Annotated in this window: 13 protein-coding genes; 12 read left to right on the plus strand and 1 reads right to left on the minus strand. The window is 69.4% G+C overall.

Going from position 1 to position 17,471, the window contains the following annotated elements:
- The first annotated feature begins 67 nt into the window (after nucleotides 1-67).
- The 5 genes from zwf to CKO41_RS07760 all read left to right on the plus strand — a co-directional run bounded on the left by zwf (nucleotide 68) and on the right by CKO41_RS07760 (nucleotide 8,867).
- Nucleotides 68-1,540: a glucose-6-phosphate dehydrogenase gene (gene zwf / locus CKO41_RS07740; RefSeq protein WP_200253900.1), complete on the plus strand. Its 1,473-nt coding sequence runs from the start codon at nucleotides 68-70 to the stop codon at nucleotides 1,538-1,540.
- A 108-nt stretch (nucleotides 1,541-1,648) separates the two neighbouring features.
- Nucleotides 1,649-3,292: a glucose-6-phosphate isomerase gene (pgi, locus tag CKO41_RS07745; protein ID WP_200381738.1), complete on the plus strand. Its 1,644-nt coding sequence runs from the start codon at nucleotides 1,649-1,651 to the stop codon at nucleotides 3,290-3,292.
- A 783-nt stretch (nucleotides 3,293-4,075) separates the two neighbouring features.
- Nucleotides 4,076-5,998 (plus strand): PrkA family serine protein kinase, encoded by a 1,923-nt coding sequence (locus CKO41_RS07750; protein WP_200251825.1) that lies wholly within the window; start codon nucleotides 4,076-4,078, stop codon nucleotides 5,996-5,998.
- A 107-nt stretch (nucleotides 5,999-6,105) separates the two neighbouring features.
- On the plus strand, nucleotides 6,106-7,377 hold the full coding sequence (locus CKO41_RS07755) for a YeaH/YhbH family protein (RefSeq protein ID WP_200381739.1): 1,272 nt from the start codon (nucleotides 6,106-6,108) through the stop codon (nucleotides 7,375-7,377).
- Nucleotides 7,377-8,867 (plus strand): SpoVR family protein, encoded by a 1,491-nt coding sequence (locus tag CKO41_RS07760; protein WP_200381740.1) that lies wholly within the window; start codon nucleotides 7,377-7,379, stop codon nucleotides 8,865-8,867. Before CKO41_RS07755 ends, CKO41_RS07760 begins: the two co-directional genes overlap by 1 nt.
- A 172-nt stretch (nucleotides 8,868-9,039) precedes the next feature.
- Here CKO41_RS07760 and CKO41_RS07765 read toward each other — a convergent pair whose 3' ends face one another.
- Nucleotides 9,040-10,110 (minus strand): CIA30 family protein, encoded by a 1,071-nt coding sequence (locus tag CKO41_RS07765; RefSeq protein WP_200381741.1) that lies wholly within the window; start codon nucleotides 10,108-10,110, stop codon nucleotides 9,040-9,042.
- Nucleotides 10,111-10,933: 823 nt separating this feature from the next.
- On the opposite strand from CKO41_RS07765, the gene CKO41_RS19115 reads away from it, so the two are divergent.
- From CKO41_RS19115 to CKO41_RS07795, 7 genes are read left to right on the plus strand one after another with little or no spacing between them, the layout of a single operon-like run.
- Nucleotides 10,934-11,017, plus strand: a complete 84-nt coding sequence (locus tag CKO41_RS19115; RefSeq protein WP_420826465.1) for a hypothetical protein — start codon at nucleotides 10,934-10,936, stop codon at nucleotides 11,015-11,017.
- Nucleotides 11,018-12,721: a L,D-transpeptidase family protein gene (locus CKO41_RS07770; protein WP_200381742.1), complete on the plus strand. Its 1,704-nt coding sequence runs from the start codon at nucleotides 11,018-11,020 to the stop codon at nucleotides 12,719-12,721.
- A gap of 55 nt (nucleotides 12,722-12,776) precedes the next feature.
- Complete coding sequence (locus CKO41_RS07775; protein WP_200381743.1) at nucleotides 12,777-13,667, plus strand: LysR family transcriptional regulator; 891 nt, start codon at nucleotides 12,777-12,779, stop codon at nucleotides 13,665-13,667.
- Entirely contained in the window at nucleotides 13,664-14,185 is a 522-nt protein-coding gene (locus CKO41_RS07780) for an ATP-dependent zinc protease family protein (protein ID WP_200381744.1), read from the plus strand. The genes CKO41_RS07775 and CKO41_RS07780 overlap by 4 nt, the downstream gene beginning before the upstream one ends.
- Nucleotides 14,186-14,198: 13 nt before the next feature.
- Nucleotides 14,199-16,187, plus strand: coding sequence for a Na/Pi symporter (locus tag CKO41_RS07785; protein ID WP_200381745.1), 1,989 nt, complete (start codon nucleotides 14,199-14,201; stop codon nucleotides 16,185-16,187).
- Nucleotides 16,135-16,287, plus strand: a complete 153-nt coding sequence (locus tag CKO41_RS07790; protein ID WP_200251843.1) for a hypothetical protein — start codon at nucleotides 16,135-16,137, stop codon at nucleotides 16,285-16,287. Before CKO41_RS07785 ends, CKO41_RS07790 begins: the two co-directional genes overlap by 53 nt.
- On the plus strand, nucleotides 16,277-17,293 hold the full coding sequence (locus tag CKO41_RS07795; protein ID WP_200381746.1) for an aminoglycoside phosphotransferase family protein: 1,017 nt from the start codon (nucleotides 16,277-16,279) through the stop codon (nucleotides 17,291-17,293). Before CKO41_RS07790 ends, CKO41_RS07795 begins: the two co-directional genes overlap by 11 nt.
- Nucleotides 17,294-17,471 lie beyond the last annotated feature (178 nt).

The following is a 17,471-nucleotide window of genomic DNA, read 5'->3' on the forward strand; positions in this document are numbered from 1 at the left end:
ATGCGACGCGCCGGCGGGCGCGAAGGGCGAAACGTTAGCACAAATCTCCATCAAATGGGGCGCTTGCATGACCGAGCCTGCCGTACTGGTGATCTTCGGCGCGACCGGCAATCTGGCGCGCAACAAGCTGCTGCCGGCCCTCTACCGCCTGGAGGCCGGCGGGCATCTGGCGGCGGCGACGCGCATCCTCGGCATCGGCCGCCGCCCTTGGTCGGATGAGGATTGGCGGGGCGAGGTCCGCCGCGGCCTCGAGGGGCGGCTCGGCGGCTCGCTCGACGCCGAGGTCCTCGCGCGGCTCGCCGAGCGGTTGCGTTTCCAGTCGGGCGACCTCGAAGAGGACGACGCCTACGCGGCCCTGGCCGGGCGGCTGCACGATGGTGCGCTGCCGGCCAACCGGCTCTTCTACCTCGCGATCCCGCCGAACCACTACGGCACGGTCGCCGATCGACTCGCGGCCCAGGGCTTGGCGGAGGAGGCCGCGGGTTGGTCGCGGCTGGTCGTCGAGAAGCCGTTCGGCTTCGATCTGGAGAGCGCCCAGGTCCTCGACGAACGGCTGCGTCGGTCCTTCCGCGAGGAGCAGATCTTTCGCATCGATCACTACCTCGGCAAGAGCACGGTCCAGAACGTGCTGGTCTTCCGCTTCGCCAACCTGATGCTCGAGCCGCTCTGGAACCGCCATCACATCGACCACATCCAGATCCTCCACGCCGAGACCGGCGGCATCGACGAGCGGGCCGGCTATTACGACGAGGTCGGCGCCCTGCGCGACATGGTCCAGAGCCACCTGCTCCAGTTGTTGACGCTGGTCGCGATGGAGCCGCCGCCGAGCTGCGACGCCGAGGCCCTGCGCGACGAGAAGGTCAAGGTCCTGCGCTCGATCCGCCCGATCGCCCGCCAGGCCGTCCCGGCCCATGCGGTGCGTGCCCAGTATCGCGCCGGCGAGGGCGAGGGCGCCAAGGTCGGCGGCTATCTCGACGAGCCGGGCGTCGCCCAAGACAGCGTCACCGAGACCTACGCCGCCCTGAAGCTCTACATCGACAACTGGCGTTGGCGCAACGTGCCCTTCTACCTGCGCACCGGCAAGCGCCTGCGCGAGACCAACTCGCTGGTCGCGATCCGCTTCAAGCACCCGCCCCAGCAGCTCTTTCGGGCGACCGCGATCGAGCGGCTCGAGCCCAACTGGCTGCTCATCAACATCCAGCCGCGCGAGTGCCTGCGCATCGAACTGCAGACCAAGCAGCCGGGCCTGGAGATGCGCACGCGCACCGAGCGGCTGGATGCGAGCACCTGCCTCGGTGCGGCGGATCAGATCAATGCCTACGAGGCCCTGCTCCTCGACGTCATCAGCGGCGACCATTCGCTGTTTCTGCGCGCCGACGAGGTGCACTGGGCCTGGCGGATCGTCGACCCGGTGATCCGCCGTTGGGCGAGCGAGCGGGATTTCATCCATACCTATCCGGCCGGCAGTTGGGGGCCGCGCGAGGCCGCGCGCCTCTTCGATCGCGACGACCAAGACTGGCGCAACGGCCTCGATGGCTGAGGCTGCCGACCCAGGCGCGGTCCCGGCCACCCGATTCATCCGTCAACCAGGCCCCTGCCTCCGCGCGGGCGCGGTCCGGGGCGTCACATCCCGAGGAGTATCAGAGCTATGTCCCTCGTCAATCAGACCCCCGAATGGCAGGCCCTGGCGCGGCACTGGGAGCGGATGCAGGGGGTCCACATGCGCGACCTCTTCGCCGAAGACCCGCAGCGCGCCCGTCGGTTGACCGGCGAGGTGGCCGGCCTCTACGTCGACTATTCCAAGCACCGCCTGACCGGCGAGACCCTCGACCTGCTGCTGGCGCTGGCCGGCGCCGTCGACCTGCGGGGCTGGATCCAGCGCATGTTCGCCGGCGAGCGGATCAACAACACCGAGCAGCGGGCCGTGCTGCACGTGGCGCTGCGCAACCGCGCCAATCGCGCCATCCTGGTCGATGGCGAGGATGTGATGCCGCAGGTCAACGCGGTCCTGGGGCAGATGGCCGACCTGGTCGCGCGCATCCATTCCGGGCAGTGGCGGGGCTATAACGGCGAGTCGATCTGCGACGTCGTCAACATCGGCATCGGCGGTTCGAACCTCGGGCCGAAGATGGTCTGCGAGGCCCTCACCCCGTATCACCGCGCGGGGCTGCGCGTGCACTTCGTCTCGAACGTCGACGCCAGCCACATCGCCGAGACCCTCAAGGGGCTGGACCCGGCCCGGACCCTCTTCATCGTCGCCTCCAAGACCTTCACGACCCAGGAGACGATGACCAACGCCCACACGGCGCGCCGCTGGCTCCTCGACGCCTTCGGTGAGGAGGCAGCGGTCGCCCACCACTTCCTCGCCGTCTCGACGAACGCCGAGGCCGTCGCCGCCTTCGGCATCGACACCGCCAACATGCTGGTCTTCTGGGACTGGGTCGGCGGGCGCTATTCGCTCTGGTCGGCGATCGGCCTACCCATCGCGCTGGCGATCGGCTTCGAGCGCTTCGTCGAGCTGCTCGAAGGGGCGCACGCGATGGACGAGCACTTCCGCCGCGCCGAGCTCGGCGAGAACCTGCCCGCCCTGCTCGGGCTGATCGGGGTCTGGTACACGGATTTCGGGGGGGCGGCGAGCCATGCCCTGCTGCCCTACGACCAGTACCTGAAGTACTTCCCGGCCTACTTCCAGCAGGGCGACATGGAGAGCAACGGCAAGCACGTGACCCGCGAGGGCGTGACGGTCACCTATCCGACCGGCCCCGTGGTCTGGGGCGAGCCCGGCACCGACGGCCAGCATGCCTTCTACCAGCTCATCCACCAGGGCACCCAGCTGATCCCGGCCGACTTCATCGTGCCGCTGGCGAGCCATCACGCGCTCGGCGACCATCACCTGAAGCTGCTCGCCAACTGCTTCGCCCAGACCGAGGCCCTGATGCGCGGGCGCACCCGCGAGGAGGCCCGCACCGAGATGCTCGCCGCCGGGGTGGATCCGGCCCAGGCCGAGGCCCTGGCCCCGCACCGCCAGTTCGATGGCAACCGCCCGACGACGACCATCCTCGTCGAGCGGGTCACCCCGCGCACGCTCGGCGCCCTGATCGCCCTCTACGAGCACAAGATCTTCGTCCAGGGCGTCATCTGGGGGGTCAATTCGTTCGACCAATGGGGCGTGGAGCTCGGCAAGCAACTCGCCGGCGTCATCTTCGAGGAACTCGTCGACGGCAAGCTCCAGGCCCGCCACGACGCCTCGACCGCGGCCCTGATCGGGCGCGCCCTCGCGCAACGCGCCTGAGGCGTCAGCCGCCAGCCGCCAGCCGCCAGCCGTCAGCCACCAGCCACCAGCTGTCAGCCACCAGCTGTCAGCCACCAGCTGTCAGCCACCAGCTGTCAGCAACCAGCCGCGAGCCGCGAGCCGCCAGCCACCAGCTGAAGGCTGAAGGCTGAAGGCTGGTGGCTGATAGCTGAAGGCTGTAAACGCTGAAGGCCCTCCCCGCCCCGATCTTTCCGCCGAATCCGCGGTCTCATCACAGAGGACGGTGGTGCCCGTCTGGTCGCATCTGCCCGGCTATTCTTACGAGATCGGGGACGGAGATCGGGGACGACGACGAACGGGTGGGCGGTGGAACATGGCGCCTCCCGCCCCGATCTAATCACCACGCCGCTCCCGTTGGGATGTCGTGCACTGGGGCGCCGGGTCGGGCCGCCGCCCCCCGCGGGTGGGGTGTCGCCAAGTTGTAATCAGGGTCACATTGCCGACGCAACGCCATCTGGCCGTTGCAAATTTCGCACAGGTGCCCAACAACTCTCCCAACAGGCCGGATCGCCTCGCGGCAATGGCGATCGAGTGACGCACCCTTTTGGTGCGGCGTCGGGCTCGGTGGTGCCCCGTCTATGACCACGTCCAGGGCGTCGTGAGCCCGCGATGGATCGGGTTCGGGGCCTAGCTGGCCCGAAGATTGCCCGAATTAGGCCGGGGACCGCGCCCGCAACCGCCGAGAACCGACGCCCAGAATTTTGGTTGGCCACGCCGAGGCTGGCCGCGAGCCAATACCGACTCCGTGTGAGGTATGTTCAAATGTCGATCTTCGAACGCTATCAGGCCCGCTACGAAGCGTCTCGCCACGAGGTCATGAGCCTCGGCGAGTATCTGGAGCTCTGCAAGTCGGATCCGGTGGCCTACGCCGGGCCGGCCGAGCGTCTGCTGCGGGCCATCGGTGAACCCGAGCTGGTCGATACGCGCAACGATCCGCGCCTGAGCCGGATCTTCCAGAACAAGGTCCTGCGGCGCTATCCGGCCTTCTCCGAGTTCTACGGCATGGAGGAGCCGATCGAGCACCTGGTCGCCTATCTCAAGCATGCCGCCCAGGGCCTGGAGGAGAAGAAGCAGATCCTCTACCTGCTCGGCCCGGTCGGCGGCGGCAAGTCCTCGCTCGCCGAGAAGCTCAAGGAGCTGATGCAGGAGGTCCCCTTCTACGCGATCGAGGACTCGCCGGTCTTCGAGTCGCCGCTCGGGCTCTTCTCGCCCGAGGAGGACGGGGCGATCCTCGAGGACGACTACGGGATTCCGCGGCGCTACCTGCGCACCATCATGTCGCCCTGGGCGGTCAAGCGCCTCCAGGAGTACAACGGCGACATCACCCGCTTCCGGGTCGTGAAGCTCTACCCCTCGATCCTCGAGCAGATCGCGATCGCGAAGACCGAGCCGGGCGACGAGAACAACCAGGACATCTCCTCGCTGGTCGGCAAGGTCGACATCCGCCAGCTCGAGCGCTTCGCCCAGCACGACGCCGACGCCTACAGCTACTCGGGCGCCCTGTGCCGCGCCAACCAGGGCCTGATGGAGTTCGTCGAGATGTTCAAGGCACCGATCAAGGTGCTGCATCCGCTGCTGACGGCGACCCAGGAGGGCAACTACAACGGCACCGAGGGGCTCTCGGCGCTGCCGTTCCAGGGCATCATCCTGGCGCACAGCAACGAGTCGGAGTGGCAGTCGTTCCGCAACAACAAGAACAACGAGGCCTTCCTCGATCGCGTCTACATCGTCAAGGTGCCCTACTGCCTGCGCGTCGACGAGGAGGTGCAGATCTACGAGAAGCTGCTGCGCAACAGCTCGCTCGCGGCCTCCCCGTGCGCGCCGGGGACGCTGGAGATGATGGCCCAGTTCTCGGTCCTCACGCGCCTGAAGGAGCCGGAGAACTCCAGCGCCTATTCGAAGATGCGGATCTACAACGGCGAGAATCTGAAGGACACCGACCCCAAGGCCAAGTCGATCCAGGAGTACCGCGACTATGCCGGCGTCGACGAGGGGATGACGGGCATCTCGACGCGCTTCGCGTTCAAGATCCTCTCCCAGGTCTTCAACTTCGACCACACCGAGGTCGCGGCCAACCCGGTGCACCTGCTCTACGTCTTGGAGAAGCAGATCGCCCGCGAGCAGTTGCCGCCCGAGATCCAGGAGCGCTATCTGGGCTACCTGAAGCAGTTCCTCGCGCCGCGCTACGCCGAGTTCATCGGCAAGGAGCTCCAGACGGCCTACCTGGAGTCCTACGCGGAGTACGGCCAGAACATCTTCGACCGTTACGTGACCTACGCCGACTACTGGATCCAGGACCAGGAGTACCGCGACCCCGACACCGGCGAGATGATGGACCGCGGCGCCCTGAACGAGGAGTTGGAGAAGATCGAGAAGCCCGCCGGGATCTCCAACCCGAAGGACTTCCGCAACGAGATCGTCAACTTCGTGCTGCGCGCCCGGGCCAACAACGGCGGGGCCAATCCGAGGTGGACGAGCTACGAGAAGCTGCGCGTGGTCATCGAGAAGAAGATGTTCTCGAACACCGAGGACCTGCTGCCGGTGATCTCCTTCAACACCAAGGCCTCGGTCGACGAGCAGAAGAAGCACGACCAGTTCGTCGAGCGGATGACCGGCAAGGGCTACACGGCCAAGCAGGTCCGGCTGCTGTCGGAGTGGTATCTGCGGGTGCGCAAGTCGCACTGAGACCGGCGCGCCCGGCGGCGGCCGCGGGCCGCCCCGTCGGCGTGCCCGCGGCCCTGGGGCGCGGCGCCCGCGTCGGCACATTCATGTAGTAGTGGGATTCCGAGCCTATGTCGCACTTCATCGACCGGCGGCTGAACGGCAAGAACAAGAGCGCCGTCAACCGCCAGCGCTTTCTGCAGCGCTACAAATCCCAGCTCAAGCGGGCCGTGACAGACGCCGTCAACCGCCGCAGCATCACGGACGTGGCCAATGGCGAGAGGGTCGGCATCCCGTCGAAGGACATCGGCGAGCCGGTCTTCCACCATGGGCCGGGCGGCACGCGCGAGACGGTGCACCCGGGCAACAAGGACTTCCTGAGCGGCGACCGCATCCAGCGGCCCCCGGAAGGCGGCGGCAGCGGGAGCGGCCAGGGCCGCGCCGGGCGCGGCGGCAAGGGCGAGGACGACTTCGTCTTCGAGCTCTCGCGCGACGAGTTTCTCGATCTCCTCTTCGAGGACCTCGCGCTGCCCAACCTAGTGCGCAACCAGCTGATCGGCACGAACGAGTTCAAGTACGCGCGCGCCGGCTACGCGACCGACGGGGCGCCGACCAACATCGACGTGGTGCGCTCGTTGAAGGGTGCGATCGCCCGGCGCACGGCCCTCGGCGCGCCCCATCGTGGGCGCCTGCGCGAGGCCGAGGCCGAACTCGAGGCCCTGCTCGCCGCCGGCGCGGACGAGACGGACGCGCGGGTGCTGGCGCTGCGCGAGGAGATCGATCGGCTCAAGACGCGCCTCGCGGCCCTGCCTTTCATCGACACCTACGACCTGCGCTACCAGAGCTTCGTCAAGCGCCCCGAGCCGACCAGCAAGGCCGTCATGCTCTGCATCATGGACGTGTCGGGCTCGATGGACCAGGTGCGCAAGAGCCTGGCCAAGCGCTTTTTCATCCTGCTCTACCTGTTCTTGCAGCGCAATTACGACCACATCGACCTGGTCTTCATCCGCCACCACACGATCGCCCAGGAGGTCGACGAGCAGGAGTTCTTCTACTCGCGCGAGACCGGCGGCACCGTCGTCTCCAGCGCGCTCAACCTGGCCCACGAGATCCTCACCGAGCGCTACGACAGCCAGGACTGGAACATCTACGCCGCGCAGGCCTCCGACGGCGACAACTGGGACTCGGACTCGGCCATCTGCCGCGACATCCTGGTCTCCCGGCTGATGCCGCTGATGCGCTACTACGCCTACGTCGAGATCACCCCGCGCCAGCACCAGAGCCTCTGGTACGCCTACCAGGACGTGCGGGCCGCGCACCGCAACTTCGCGATGCAGGAGATCGGCGGCGGCGAGGACATCTACCCGGTCTTCCGCGAGCTGTTCAAGAGGCAGGAGGTCTGATGCGCAACGTCATTTCCGAGTCCTCCGAGTGGACCTTCCCGCTCCTGGAGCGTTTCGACCGGGAGCTGGCCCGGCTCGCCCACGACCACTACCGGCTGGACACCTACGCCAATCAGATCGAGGTCATCGCCTCCGAGCAGATGATCGACGCCTACTCGTCGGTCGGCCTGCCGATCAGCTACCACCACTGGTCGTTCGGCAAGCAATTCGTCGCCACCGAGCAGACCTATCGGCGTGGCCAGATGGGGCTCGCCTACGAGATCGTCATCAATTCCGACCCTTGCATCGCCTACCTGATGGAGGAGAACACGCTGCCGATGCAGGCGCTCGTGATCGCCCACGCCTGCTACGGCCACAACAGCTTCTTCAAGGGCAACTATCTCTTCCGCACCTGGACCAGCGCCGATGCGATCGTCGACTACCTGGTCTTCGCCCGGAACTACATCGCCCGCTGCGAGGAGCGCTACGGGCAGGAGGAGGTCGAGCTGCTGCTCGATTCCTGTCACGCGCTGATGAACCACGGCGTCGACCGCTACAAGCGCCCGGCGCCGCTGTCGATGGCCGAGGAGCAACGCCGACAGCGCGAGCGCGAGGCCTATCTGCAACTCCAGATCAACGACCTGTGGCGGACCATCCCGCGCATCGACGCGGACGGCAACGGCGAGCAGGAGGCACGCTGGCCCGAGGAGCCGCAGGAGAACATCCTCTACTTCCTGGAGAAGAACGCCCCGCTGCTCGAGCCCTGGCAGCGCGAGATCCTGCGCATCGTGCGCAAGATCAGCCAGTACTTCTATCCGCAGCGCCAGACCCAGGTCATGAACGAGGGCTGGGCGACCTTCTGGCACTACACGCTCCTCAATCACCTCTACGACGAGGGCTTCGTCAGCGACGGGTTCATGATGGAGGTGCTGCAATCCCACACCGGCGTCGTCTTCCAGCCGCCGTTCGACGCCCCCTACTACAGCGGCATCAATCCCTACGCGCTCGGCTTCGCGATGATGCGCGACATCCGCCGCATCTGCGAGGAGCCGACGGCCGAGGACCGCGCCTGGTTCCCCGACATCGCCGGCGGCGACTGGCTCGCGGTGCTCGACTTCGCGATGCGCAACTTCAAGGACGAGAGCTTCATCGCCCAGTTCCTCTCGCCGCGGGTCATGCGCGACCTGCGCCTGTTCGCCGTCGCCGACGACGACCGCGAGGAGACGCTCGCGGTCTCGGCGATCCACGACGAGGGCGGCTACCGGGCGCTGCGCCAGGCGCTGGCCGATCAGTACAACCTCGGCAGCCGCGAGCCCAACATCCAGGTCTTCAATGTCGATCGCTGGGGCGATCGCTCGCTCACGCTGCGCCATACCCGCTACAATCGCCGTCCGCTCGCCGAGAATGTCGACGAGATGCTGCGTCATGTGCGACGGCTATGGGGCTTCCCGGTCCGCCTCGAGTCCGTCGACGGAGAGGGTCGGGTCCAGCTCGTGGGGGAGCAGCGCTGAATGCCAGTCCTCCCGAGCGCGCCAGCGTTGCTGCTCGACCGCGCCCACGCTGGCGCTGGGTTTCGCGCCGATCCGTCACCCGCACCCCGGCCTCCACCGCCTTGACCATGACTGAAATCTCGGCCGGCCAGGATGCCTGGCATCCCTGACCCGCGCGGGCACCTTGCGTTGTTCAAGGCCGCGCTGGGCCTGAAGGGCCTGACGAAGCCGGGGAAGATGCGCTAGCCAGCCCTGCGAAACCGGGTCGCGACGCACTGTCCGTCCTCTGCAAGTCCTCGGGGCAGGCCGACTTGGTCAGTGTCACGTCGTCCAGCAGGAAGACCTCCCCGCCCCGGTTTCCCGTCAGGAAGAAGATCATTCCCGCGATCGCCGAAAGGTCCATGCTCCGGTCCTTTGGGGCCTGCCGGATCTCGGCCAGCGGTACGCAGATCTGAGCGGGTTCGGGTCCGATGGGCCAGCGGCCGTTGAAGCGGTCCCCGTAGGCTTGGTTGTGGGTGGCGTCGTGGATGCGAAGCGTCAGCCGCCGCCGGGTCCCGTCGCCGGTGGCGGCGAGGAAGCGCAGGCTGGCGTAGCCTGTCCAGTCCGGAGGAGGGGCCAGGAAATCCACCCCGGCATACCGGGACTGACGCAGCCGCACCTCGAGCACGTAATCGCCCCGGCCGGGCCAGTGGTCGGGCCGGGCGACGACGGACAGCTCCGCCGCCAGTCCGCCGAGCAGTGCGGTCTGGCCCCTACGTTCGAAATCGGCGAGCACCGGCATCGAGGACGCCCGGGCCGCCGCCACGTAGAGCCACCAGGTCAGCGGAGCGGCGACGACAAGGGCAAGCAGGCCGCCGACCGCAAGGATCTCGCGCCGGCGCCGCCGGTCGATGCGACCGTCCCGCCAGGCGAACCATCCGCCGAGTACCAGGAGCGTCGCGGCCGCGCCGGCCCAGTCGTGGGCGATGTCGGCCAGCGAGGTGTCCTTGCCGGTCAGGTACTGCAGGAACTCGCCGCCGGGTGCGGCCAGCAGCGCCGCGGTCGCCGAGATCAAGGCGGCGCCCAGCGTGCCGAGGGACGCCCGAGCGAGCAGGAAGAAGACCGCTGTGAAGGCGAGGAACGCCGGGCCGTGCAGCGAGTTCCGGACCTGCTGGGCGATGTAGCCTTCGCCCCCCAAGGGCAGCAGGTGGCCCGCCAGGAGCAGGCCGACGCCGGCGATGGCGACGATCAGGGGGCGGGCGGGAGAAAAGGTCCGCTGCTTCATCCTAAGAGCGGCAGTTGGACGGTGCCCGAGGTGCGCCGCGCGGGGTGTCCGGCAAGGCACCAGGAGGCGCACTCGCCAGGCTATTGCAACGACTTGTAACACCGCCGAGCGCCGCGCGCGCCGTGCCTCGGGCGTCGTAGCGGCCTTCACCTCGCTGGTGAGCAGGACTCACGTAAAGCATCTTCGCGATTTCAACAACTTGAATCCATGATGAAGCGGTCAACTGCCGTTCTTGGGTCCATGGATTCGGTGGTTCGGCGCAGGCGCGGCTGTCGTGGCACCGGGGATCGTCCGCCGGGGCCGTCCCGCGGTCAAGGGAACGGCGGGAGGTCGGGCATTATATTGCAGTGGCGCCTCGGGTCTTATTGGCGTCGGCACCCGATGTCGATGATGTCCTCGCCGCCAACAGTCAGCGTGCCCCGTTGCGGAGGTCGATTCTCCGCGCCCGAGGAGTCCTGAATGCCTTGCCGGCCATCCGGTCGGCCGGGGCCGGAAAGACCCAAAGAGATAACGCCTGGTTGGCGAGGTCCGTCCGGCCCGGCGGACGAGTTTCCGGAAGAGGCGCGCCGCCCTTCTGGAAACGCTCGACGGCCCCCGCACAGCCACTTGCGTTGGTCAGTGCGTGGCCGTAACGCCAGTGGATCGGCTGGAGACGGGCACGATGCCGGTGGATTAAGCGAGGCGCGACAGGAAAAGGCGCCGGCCGCGCCGGTTCCCGGTCAGCTCCAGACCGTTGGGGCGACCGCTCGCTCACGCTGCGCCATACCGGACTACAATCAGCGTGCCCTCGCTCGCCGATAATGCCGCCGAGATGCTACGCTACATGCGACGGCTATGGGGCTTCCCGGTCCGCCTCGAGTCCGTCGACGGAGAGGGTCGGGTCCAGCTCGTGGGGGAGCAGCGCTGAATGCCAGTCCTTCGTCTCGGCGTGCTGTGGCTCGCCGCCTGTCTGTGGTCGGGCCTCGTCCAGGCCGATGACTTGCTGCGCGCGCGCCTCGCGCCGCTCGACGACGAGCAGGCCGCCGTCGCCGGCGTCACGCTGGCCTCGGGGCCGCTGCTCGCGGACCTCTACCGCGCGCGCGACTGGCGCCCCGCCTGGGACGCGGCGCGCCTGGCCGCGCTGCGCCGCCTGCTGCTCGCGAGCCGCGGCGACGGCTTTCATCGCGGCGACTTCCACTTCCGCGTCGTCGACGCCATCCTCGGCGGCGGCGGCCTCGAGGCGCTGCCGCCCGAACATCGCGTCGAGGCCGACATCCTGCTGAGCGACAGCCTGGTGCGCTACCTGCACCACCACCGCTTCGGCAAGGTCGACCCGGTCGCCCTCGACCCGCGCGGGACCCAATTCGAGCCGGCCTCGTCCACGGCCCTGGCGCAGGCCCTCGTGGCGGCGTTGGCGGCCGATGACCTGGAGGCCTACATCGCCCGGGAGATCCGCTGGCCAGGCTTCTATCGCGACCTGCGCGCGGGGCTCGAGCACTACCGCGCGATCGCTGCCGCCGGCGGTTGGCCGACGGTGCCCGAGGGGCCGACCCTGCGCCTCGATGCGCAGGATGCGCGGGTCCCGGCGGTCCGCGCGCGCCTGCTGGCGACCGGGGACTATTCCACCGAGGCGCCCCTCCCCGAGGATCCGCTGGTCTACGACCGCGTGCTGCGCGCCGCCGTCGAGCACTTTCAGGCCCGCCACGGCCTCGCCGTCGACGGGGTCATCGGGCCGCAGACCCGCGCGGCGATGAACGTCGACGTCGCGCAGCGCATCGACCAGATCCGCGTCAACCTCGAGCGGATGCGCTGGTTCGCGCACGACCTGCCGGCGGACTTCGTCCTCGTCAACATTCCGGCCTACCGCGTCGACCTCTACCGCGACGGCGCGCCGCGCTGGAGCACGCGCGCGATCGTCGGGCGCCCGGGGCGCGAGACGCCGGTGTTCCGCGACCGCCTCGCCTACCTGGAGGTCAACCCGACCTGGACAGTCCCGCCGACCATCCTCGCCGAGGACATCCTGCCCAACATGCGCGTCGACCGGGGCTACCTGGCCGAGCGCGGCCTTCAGGTCGTCGACTACCGAGGCAACCGCATTCGGCCCGAGCGGGTCGACTGGGACCAGCCGGCCGCCAGCTTCCCGTACCTGCTGCGTCAGCCGCCGAGCGACGACAACGCCCTCGGGCGGATCAAGTTCATGTTTCCGAACCAGTTCGCCGTCTACCTGCACGACACGCCGCAGCGCGCCCTGTTCGCGCGCCCGCAGCGTGCCTTGAGCTCCGGCTGCGTGCGGGTCGAGGACCCGCTGCGCCTCGCCGAACTCCTCCTCGACGACCCGCAGCGCTGGGACCGGGCCGCCTTCGAGGAGATCATCGCCTCCGATCGGACGCGCGTGGTCCGCCTCGAGCGGCCGCTCGCGGTGCTCCTCGCCTACTGGACCGCCGAGGCCGACGGCGACGGCCAGATCGCGTTCCGCCCGGACATCTATGGGCGCGACGCGGCCCTCCTCGAGGCCCTCGACGGTGGTCCAGCGCGCCCGCGCCTCGCCCCCCCGGCCGAGGCGCCCGCCGCCGCGGCGCAGACCGTCGATGCGGCGCGTCTCGACGGCCGCCGTCCGGTGGGCGCCGGCTGAGGCGCGGGCAGCCGATGGCCGGGGCGACGAGCCCCCGACGCGGGCGGGCGGGGCGATGACGGAGGCCAAGGAGCGGGTCGACCGATCCGGCGTCGACATCGTCCTGCTGAAGACCTTCCTCGAGGTGGCCCGCAGCCGCCACTTCGGCAAGACGGCCGATCGGCTCTTCATCACCCAATCGGCGGTCAGCGCCCGGATCAAGCTGCTGGAGTCGACCCTGGGTGCGGTCCTCTTCACGCGCCGCCGCCACGACATCCAGCTCACCCCGGCCGGCCGACGGCTGCTGCCACACGCCGAGACCATCGTGCGCAGCTGGTCGCGGGCGCGTGCCGAGGCGACCCTCGATGCGCGCTTCACGGTCACCGTGACGGTCGCGACCGAGGCCGACCTCTGGCCGCTCCTCGTCGGCCCCTGGGGCCGGGCGCTGCGCGCACGGCGCCCGGACCTGGTGCTCGACATCGAGGCCCTGCCGGCGCGCACGGCCTTCGCCGAGCTCACCGCCGGGCGCCTCGACCTCGCCTTCGTGCGCGAGCCGCCGCGGGTCGCGGAGCTTGCCTGCGAGCCGCTGGCGCCGATCGAGCTCATCCTCGTCGCGACCCGCCCGGGGCTCCCCGCCGAGGCGGCGATCGGCGAGGGCTATCTGCAGGTCGCCTGGGGCCGGCGCTTCGAGGCCGCCCACCGCCGGCACTTCCCCGAGTGCGCGACGCCCGTGTGGCGGCTCTCGGCCGGCCTGATGGCGCTCGATCTGCTCCAGGCGCAGGACGGGGCCGCCTACCTGCCGGCGGCGCTCGCGGCCGCCGGGCTCGGCCGTGGGACCCTTCACCGCGTCGCCGACGCGCCGCCGCTCGCCTGCGAGCCCTATGCGGTCTGGAACTCGCAGCTGGCCGATCCGGCCCTGATCGCCGAGATCCAGCCGCTGCCGCCTGCCGTCACCGGACCGGCATGAGCGGGGGGGGCGGCGATCCTTCGGGCCTTGCGCCGAGTGCGCGGCCGCCGCTCATCCTCGGCTGGCGCGAGTGGGTCGGGCTGCCCGACCTCGGCCTGCCGCTCATCAAGGCCAAGGTCGACACGGGTGCGCGGACCTCGGCCCTGCATGCCTTCTACGTCGAGCCCGTCGCCGGCGGCCCCGTGCCGCGCGTGCGCTTCGGCCTGCACCCGCTGCAAGACCGCGACGACCTGGTCGCGCACTGCGAGGCGCCGGTCCTCGACGAGCGCCAGGTCACCGACTCGGGCGGCCACCGCGAGCAGCGCTGGGTCATCGCGACCCGGGCCTGGGTCGGTGGCGACCTCTGGCCGATCGAACTGACCCTGACCAATCGCGAGACGATGCGCTTCCGGATGCTGCTCGGGCGCACCGCGATGGCCGGGCGCGTCGCCGTCGACCCGAGCCGCTCGTTCCTGACCGGCCGCCACCGCGATCTCATCGGCCGCTACCGCCTGGCCGGCGACGGCGTCGGGCGCTGACGGGCCAGGCGCCGTGTCGCTGGCGATCGCCCGCAACCTGTGGCTGCCCATCGTGCTGGCGGTCCTGCTCTGGGCCCTGACGCGCAGCACCGCCCTCACCGAGATCGCCGCCGGGGTGGCCATCTTCCTGTTCGGCATGCGCGCCCTCGAGGAGGGCTTCCGGGCCTTCACCGGCGGCACCCTCGAGCGCATCCTCGAGCGCGCGACCGCGAGCCTCTGGCGCAGCCTCGGCTTCGGCCTGCTGGCGACGACCCTGATGCAGTCGAGCTCGCTCGTCTCGGTGATCACCATCTCGTTCCTCGGCGCCGGCCTGATCGGCCTGACCGAGGGCGTCGGCATCATCTTCGGTGCCAACCTGGGCACGACGACCGGCGCCTGGCTCGTCGCCGCCTTCGGTCTCAAGGTCGACATCGCCGCCTATGCGATGCCGCTCCTAGTGCTCGGTGTCGTGCTCCTCTTCCAGCGCTCGGCGACGCGCCGCGGCACGGGCTATCTGCTCGCCGGGCTCGGCTTCCTGTTCCTCGGCATCGACTACATGAAGATGGGCTTCGAGGCCTTCGAAGGCACCGTCGACCTCGCGGCCCTGGCGCTGCCCGGCCTGCGCGGCCTGCTCCTCTTCGTCCTGATCGGCATCTTCGTGACCGTCGTCATGCAGTCGAGCCACGCCACGCTGGCGCTGACGATCACCGCGCTCGCCGCCGGTCAGATCGGCTACGAGAGCGCCCTGGCCCTGGCGATCGGCGCCAACGTCGGCACCACGGTCACGGCGATCCTGGGCGCGCTTGGCTCGACCGTCGACGGCCGCCGCCTCGCCGGCGCCCACCTGGTCTTCAACCTGGCGACCGGGACCGTCGCCCTGACCTTCATCGGGCCGTTCGTCGCCGCGGTCGACCTGGCGAGCGGCTGGTTCGGCATCGCCCCCGACAACCACGCGCTCAAGCTTGCGCTCTTCCACACCCTCTTCAATCTGGTCGGCGTCTTGTTGATGCTGCCGCTGATCGGGCGGCTGGTCGCGTTGCTGCAACGGGTCATCGAGGAGCGGCCGCGCACCGTCAGCACGCCGCGCTTCCTCGCCGAGGCCATGCTCCAGACCCCGGGGGCGGCCCTGGAGGCGGTGCGTCGGGAGCTCGGCCACCTCTTCGACAATGTCTTCGACATCATGGCCCTGACGCTGCACGTCGACCCCAAGCGGCTGCGCCGCGGCGAGGGCCTCGAGGGGCTCGACCGACCGCCGGAGCGGGTCCGCCCGATCGATGTCGACGACTACTACCAGCGCCGCGTCAAACCGCTGCACGGGGCCATCGTCGACTTCATCGCCCGGTTGCCGACCCAGGACGGCCAGACCGCGCAGGCCTTCCGCCTGCGCTCGGCCGGCCAGGGCCTGGTCGAGGCCTTGAAACACACCAAGCACCTGGAGAAGAATCTGGTGCGCTTCCTGCTGGTCGCGAACCGCGACGTGCGGCACGAATACATCGCGATCCGCCAGCGCCTGGTCGGGCTCTTGAACGCGCTTCAGCGGATTGCCGACGGCCGCGAGGAGAACCCGACGGTCGCGCTCGATATACTGCGCATCGAGATCGAAGAGCAGGACATCGTCGCCAACGGGCAGCTCGACCGCCTGATCCGCGACCGGCGCATCACCTCGGCGGTGGCCACCTCGCTGATGAACGACAGCGGCTACGCCCGTCAGATCGCCAGGAATCTGATCGAAGCGGCCCAGGTGATCTTCTTCCCCTTCGAGCCGATCCGCCACGAGATCGAGCGCGGCCTACACCTCGATGAGCAAGAAATCCACGAAGCCATTGACCTTCCGCCGCCGGTTGCGACGCCTCGAAAAGCACCTGAGGGCCGCGACGAGGCGTCTCGGCCAGGGCCTGAGAGTCCTCTTCTCGAGCGAGGAGCGGCTGGCGAAGGAGCGCCGCGCGACCCTGAGGCTGCTCCTCTGGCAGATGCGGCTCCAGGAGCGGGCGCTCGCGAAACGCTGGGCCGAGGAGACCGATGACGAGGAGCGCGCCCGGCTCGAGCGGCGCCTCCAGGTCCTGCACCAGCAACGCAAGAAGGGCATCGACCTCGCGAAGGAGATGAGCAAACATGATCACTGACGACCGCCGCCAGGGTCTCGCCCGCTGGGCCAAGGCACAGCTCGGCGCCGACAGGCTGGCGATGGTCCCGGCCTCCTGCGACGCGAGCTTCCGCCGTTACTGGCGGCTGTGGTGCGGCGAGGGATCCCTGATCGCGATGGACGCCCCGCCCGAGAAGGAGGACAGCGCCCGCTTCGTGCGCATCGCCGGGATGCTGCGCGTGATCGGCCTCAACGTCCCCGAGATCCTCGCGGCCGATCTCCGGCAGGGCTTCCTGCTGATCAGCGACCTCGGCCAGGCCTCCTACCTCGATGTCCTCGACGAGACCAGCGTCGAGCGCCTCTACGGCGAGGCCCTCGACGCCCTCGCGGTGCTCCAGTCCCGCGCCCCGCGCGCCGGGCTGCCGCCCTACGACGAGGCCCTGCTGCGCCGCGAGCTCGGCATCTTCACCGAATGGCTGCTCGGTGGGCTGCTCGGCCGCGACCCGGCCGAGGTCGACGCTGGCCCGCTCGCGGCGGTCTGGGACCACCTGGTCGCCAACGCCCTGGAGCAACCGCGGGTCTGCGTCCACCGCGACTTCCACTCGCGCAACCTCATGGCCTCGGCCCCGCGGCCCGGGATCCTGGACTTCCAGGACGCCGTCATCGGCCCCGTCACCTACGACCTGGTCTCGCTGCTGCGCGACTGCTACATCGCCTGGCCGCCCGAGCGGGTCGACGACTGGGCGCGCGGCTACCTCGACCGCGCGATGCAGGTCGGCATCCTCCAGTTCGGCGACGAGGAGCGATTCACGCGCTGGATGGACCTGATGGGCATCCAGCGCCACCTCAAGGCCGCCGGCATCTTCGCCCGCCTGAAACTGCGCGACGGACGCCCCGGCTACCTCGCCGACATCCCCCGCACCCTCGGCTACGTGATGACCGTCGCCCCGGCCTACCCCGAACTCGCCCCGCTCGTCGACCTCGTCGGCGAACAGGTCCTGCCCGCCTGCCGCGACCTCCTCGCGGGCGCCCCCGCGACGGTCTGACGGGGCGCCCTTTTCCCGCTGGGCCTGTAAAGTGGTTTCGCCTGATATGCGGGCCAACAGGACAGCATAATCCGTGGTGGAAACCGAGCTGCGAGTCCAGATGTCATCGGAAACCACCATACGACCGCCCCCCCGGGAATGCCGAGCCCCCCTGGGAGCGCCGAGCCCCAGCTCGGCC

The organism is Thiococcus pfennigii (assembly GCF_016583835.1).
In the GTDB taxonomy this organism is placed as follows: domain Bacteria; phylum Pseudomonadota; class Gammaproteobacteria; order Chromatiales; family Chromatiaceae; genus Thiococcus; species Thiococcus pfennigii.

Coding starts and splice junctions, on each gene's coding strand:
- zwf (WP_200253900.1), top strand. CDS start 68: ATGACCGAGCCTGCCGTACTGGTGATCTTCGGCGCGACCGGCAATCTG.
- pgi (WP_200381738.1), top strand. CDS start 1,649: ATGTCCCTCGTCAATCAGACCCCCGAATGGCAGGCCCTGGCGCGGCAC.
- CKO41_RS07750 (WP_200251825.1), top strand. CDS start 4,076: ATGTCGATCTTCGAACGCTATCAGGCCCGCTACGAAGCGTCTCGCCAC.
- CKO41_RS07755 (WP_200381739.1), top strand. CDS start 6,106: ATGTCGCACTTCATCGACCGGCGGCTGAACGGCAAGAACAAGAGCGCC.
- CKO41_RS07760 (WP_200381740.1), top strand. CDS start 7,377: ATGCGCAACGTCATTTCCGAGTCCTCCGAGTGGACCTTCCCGCTCCTG.
- CKO41_RS07765 (WP_200381741.1), bottom strand. CDS start 10,110: ATGAAGCAGCGGACCTTTTCTCCCGCCCGCCCCCTGATCGTCGCCATC.
- CKO41_RS19115 (WP_420826465.1), top strand. CDS start 10,934: ATGCGACGGCTATGGGGCTTCCCGGTCCGCCTCGAGTCCGTCGACGGA.
- CKO41_RS07770 (WP_200381742.1), top strand. CDS start 11,018: ATGCCAGTCCTTCGTCTCGGCGTGCTGTGGCTCGCCGCCTGTCTGTGG.
- CKO41_RS07775 (WP_200381743.1), top strand. CDS start 12,777: ATGACGGAGGCCAAGGAGCGGGTCGACCGATCCGGCGTCGACATCGTC.
- CKO41_RS07780 (WP_200381744.1), top strand. CDS start 13,664: ATGAGCGGGGGGGGCGGCGATCCTTCGGGCCTTGCGCCGAGTGCGCGG.
- CKO41_RS07790 (WP_200251843.1), top strand. CDS start 16,135: ATGCGGCTCCAGGAGCGGGCGCTCGCGAAACGCTGGGCCGAGGAGACC.
- CKO41_RS07795 (WP_200381746.1), top strand. CDS start 16,277: ATGATCACTGACGACCGCCGCCAGGGTCTCGCCCGCTGGGCCAAGGCA.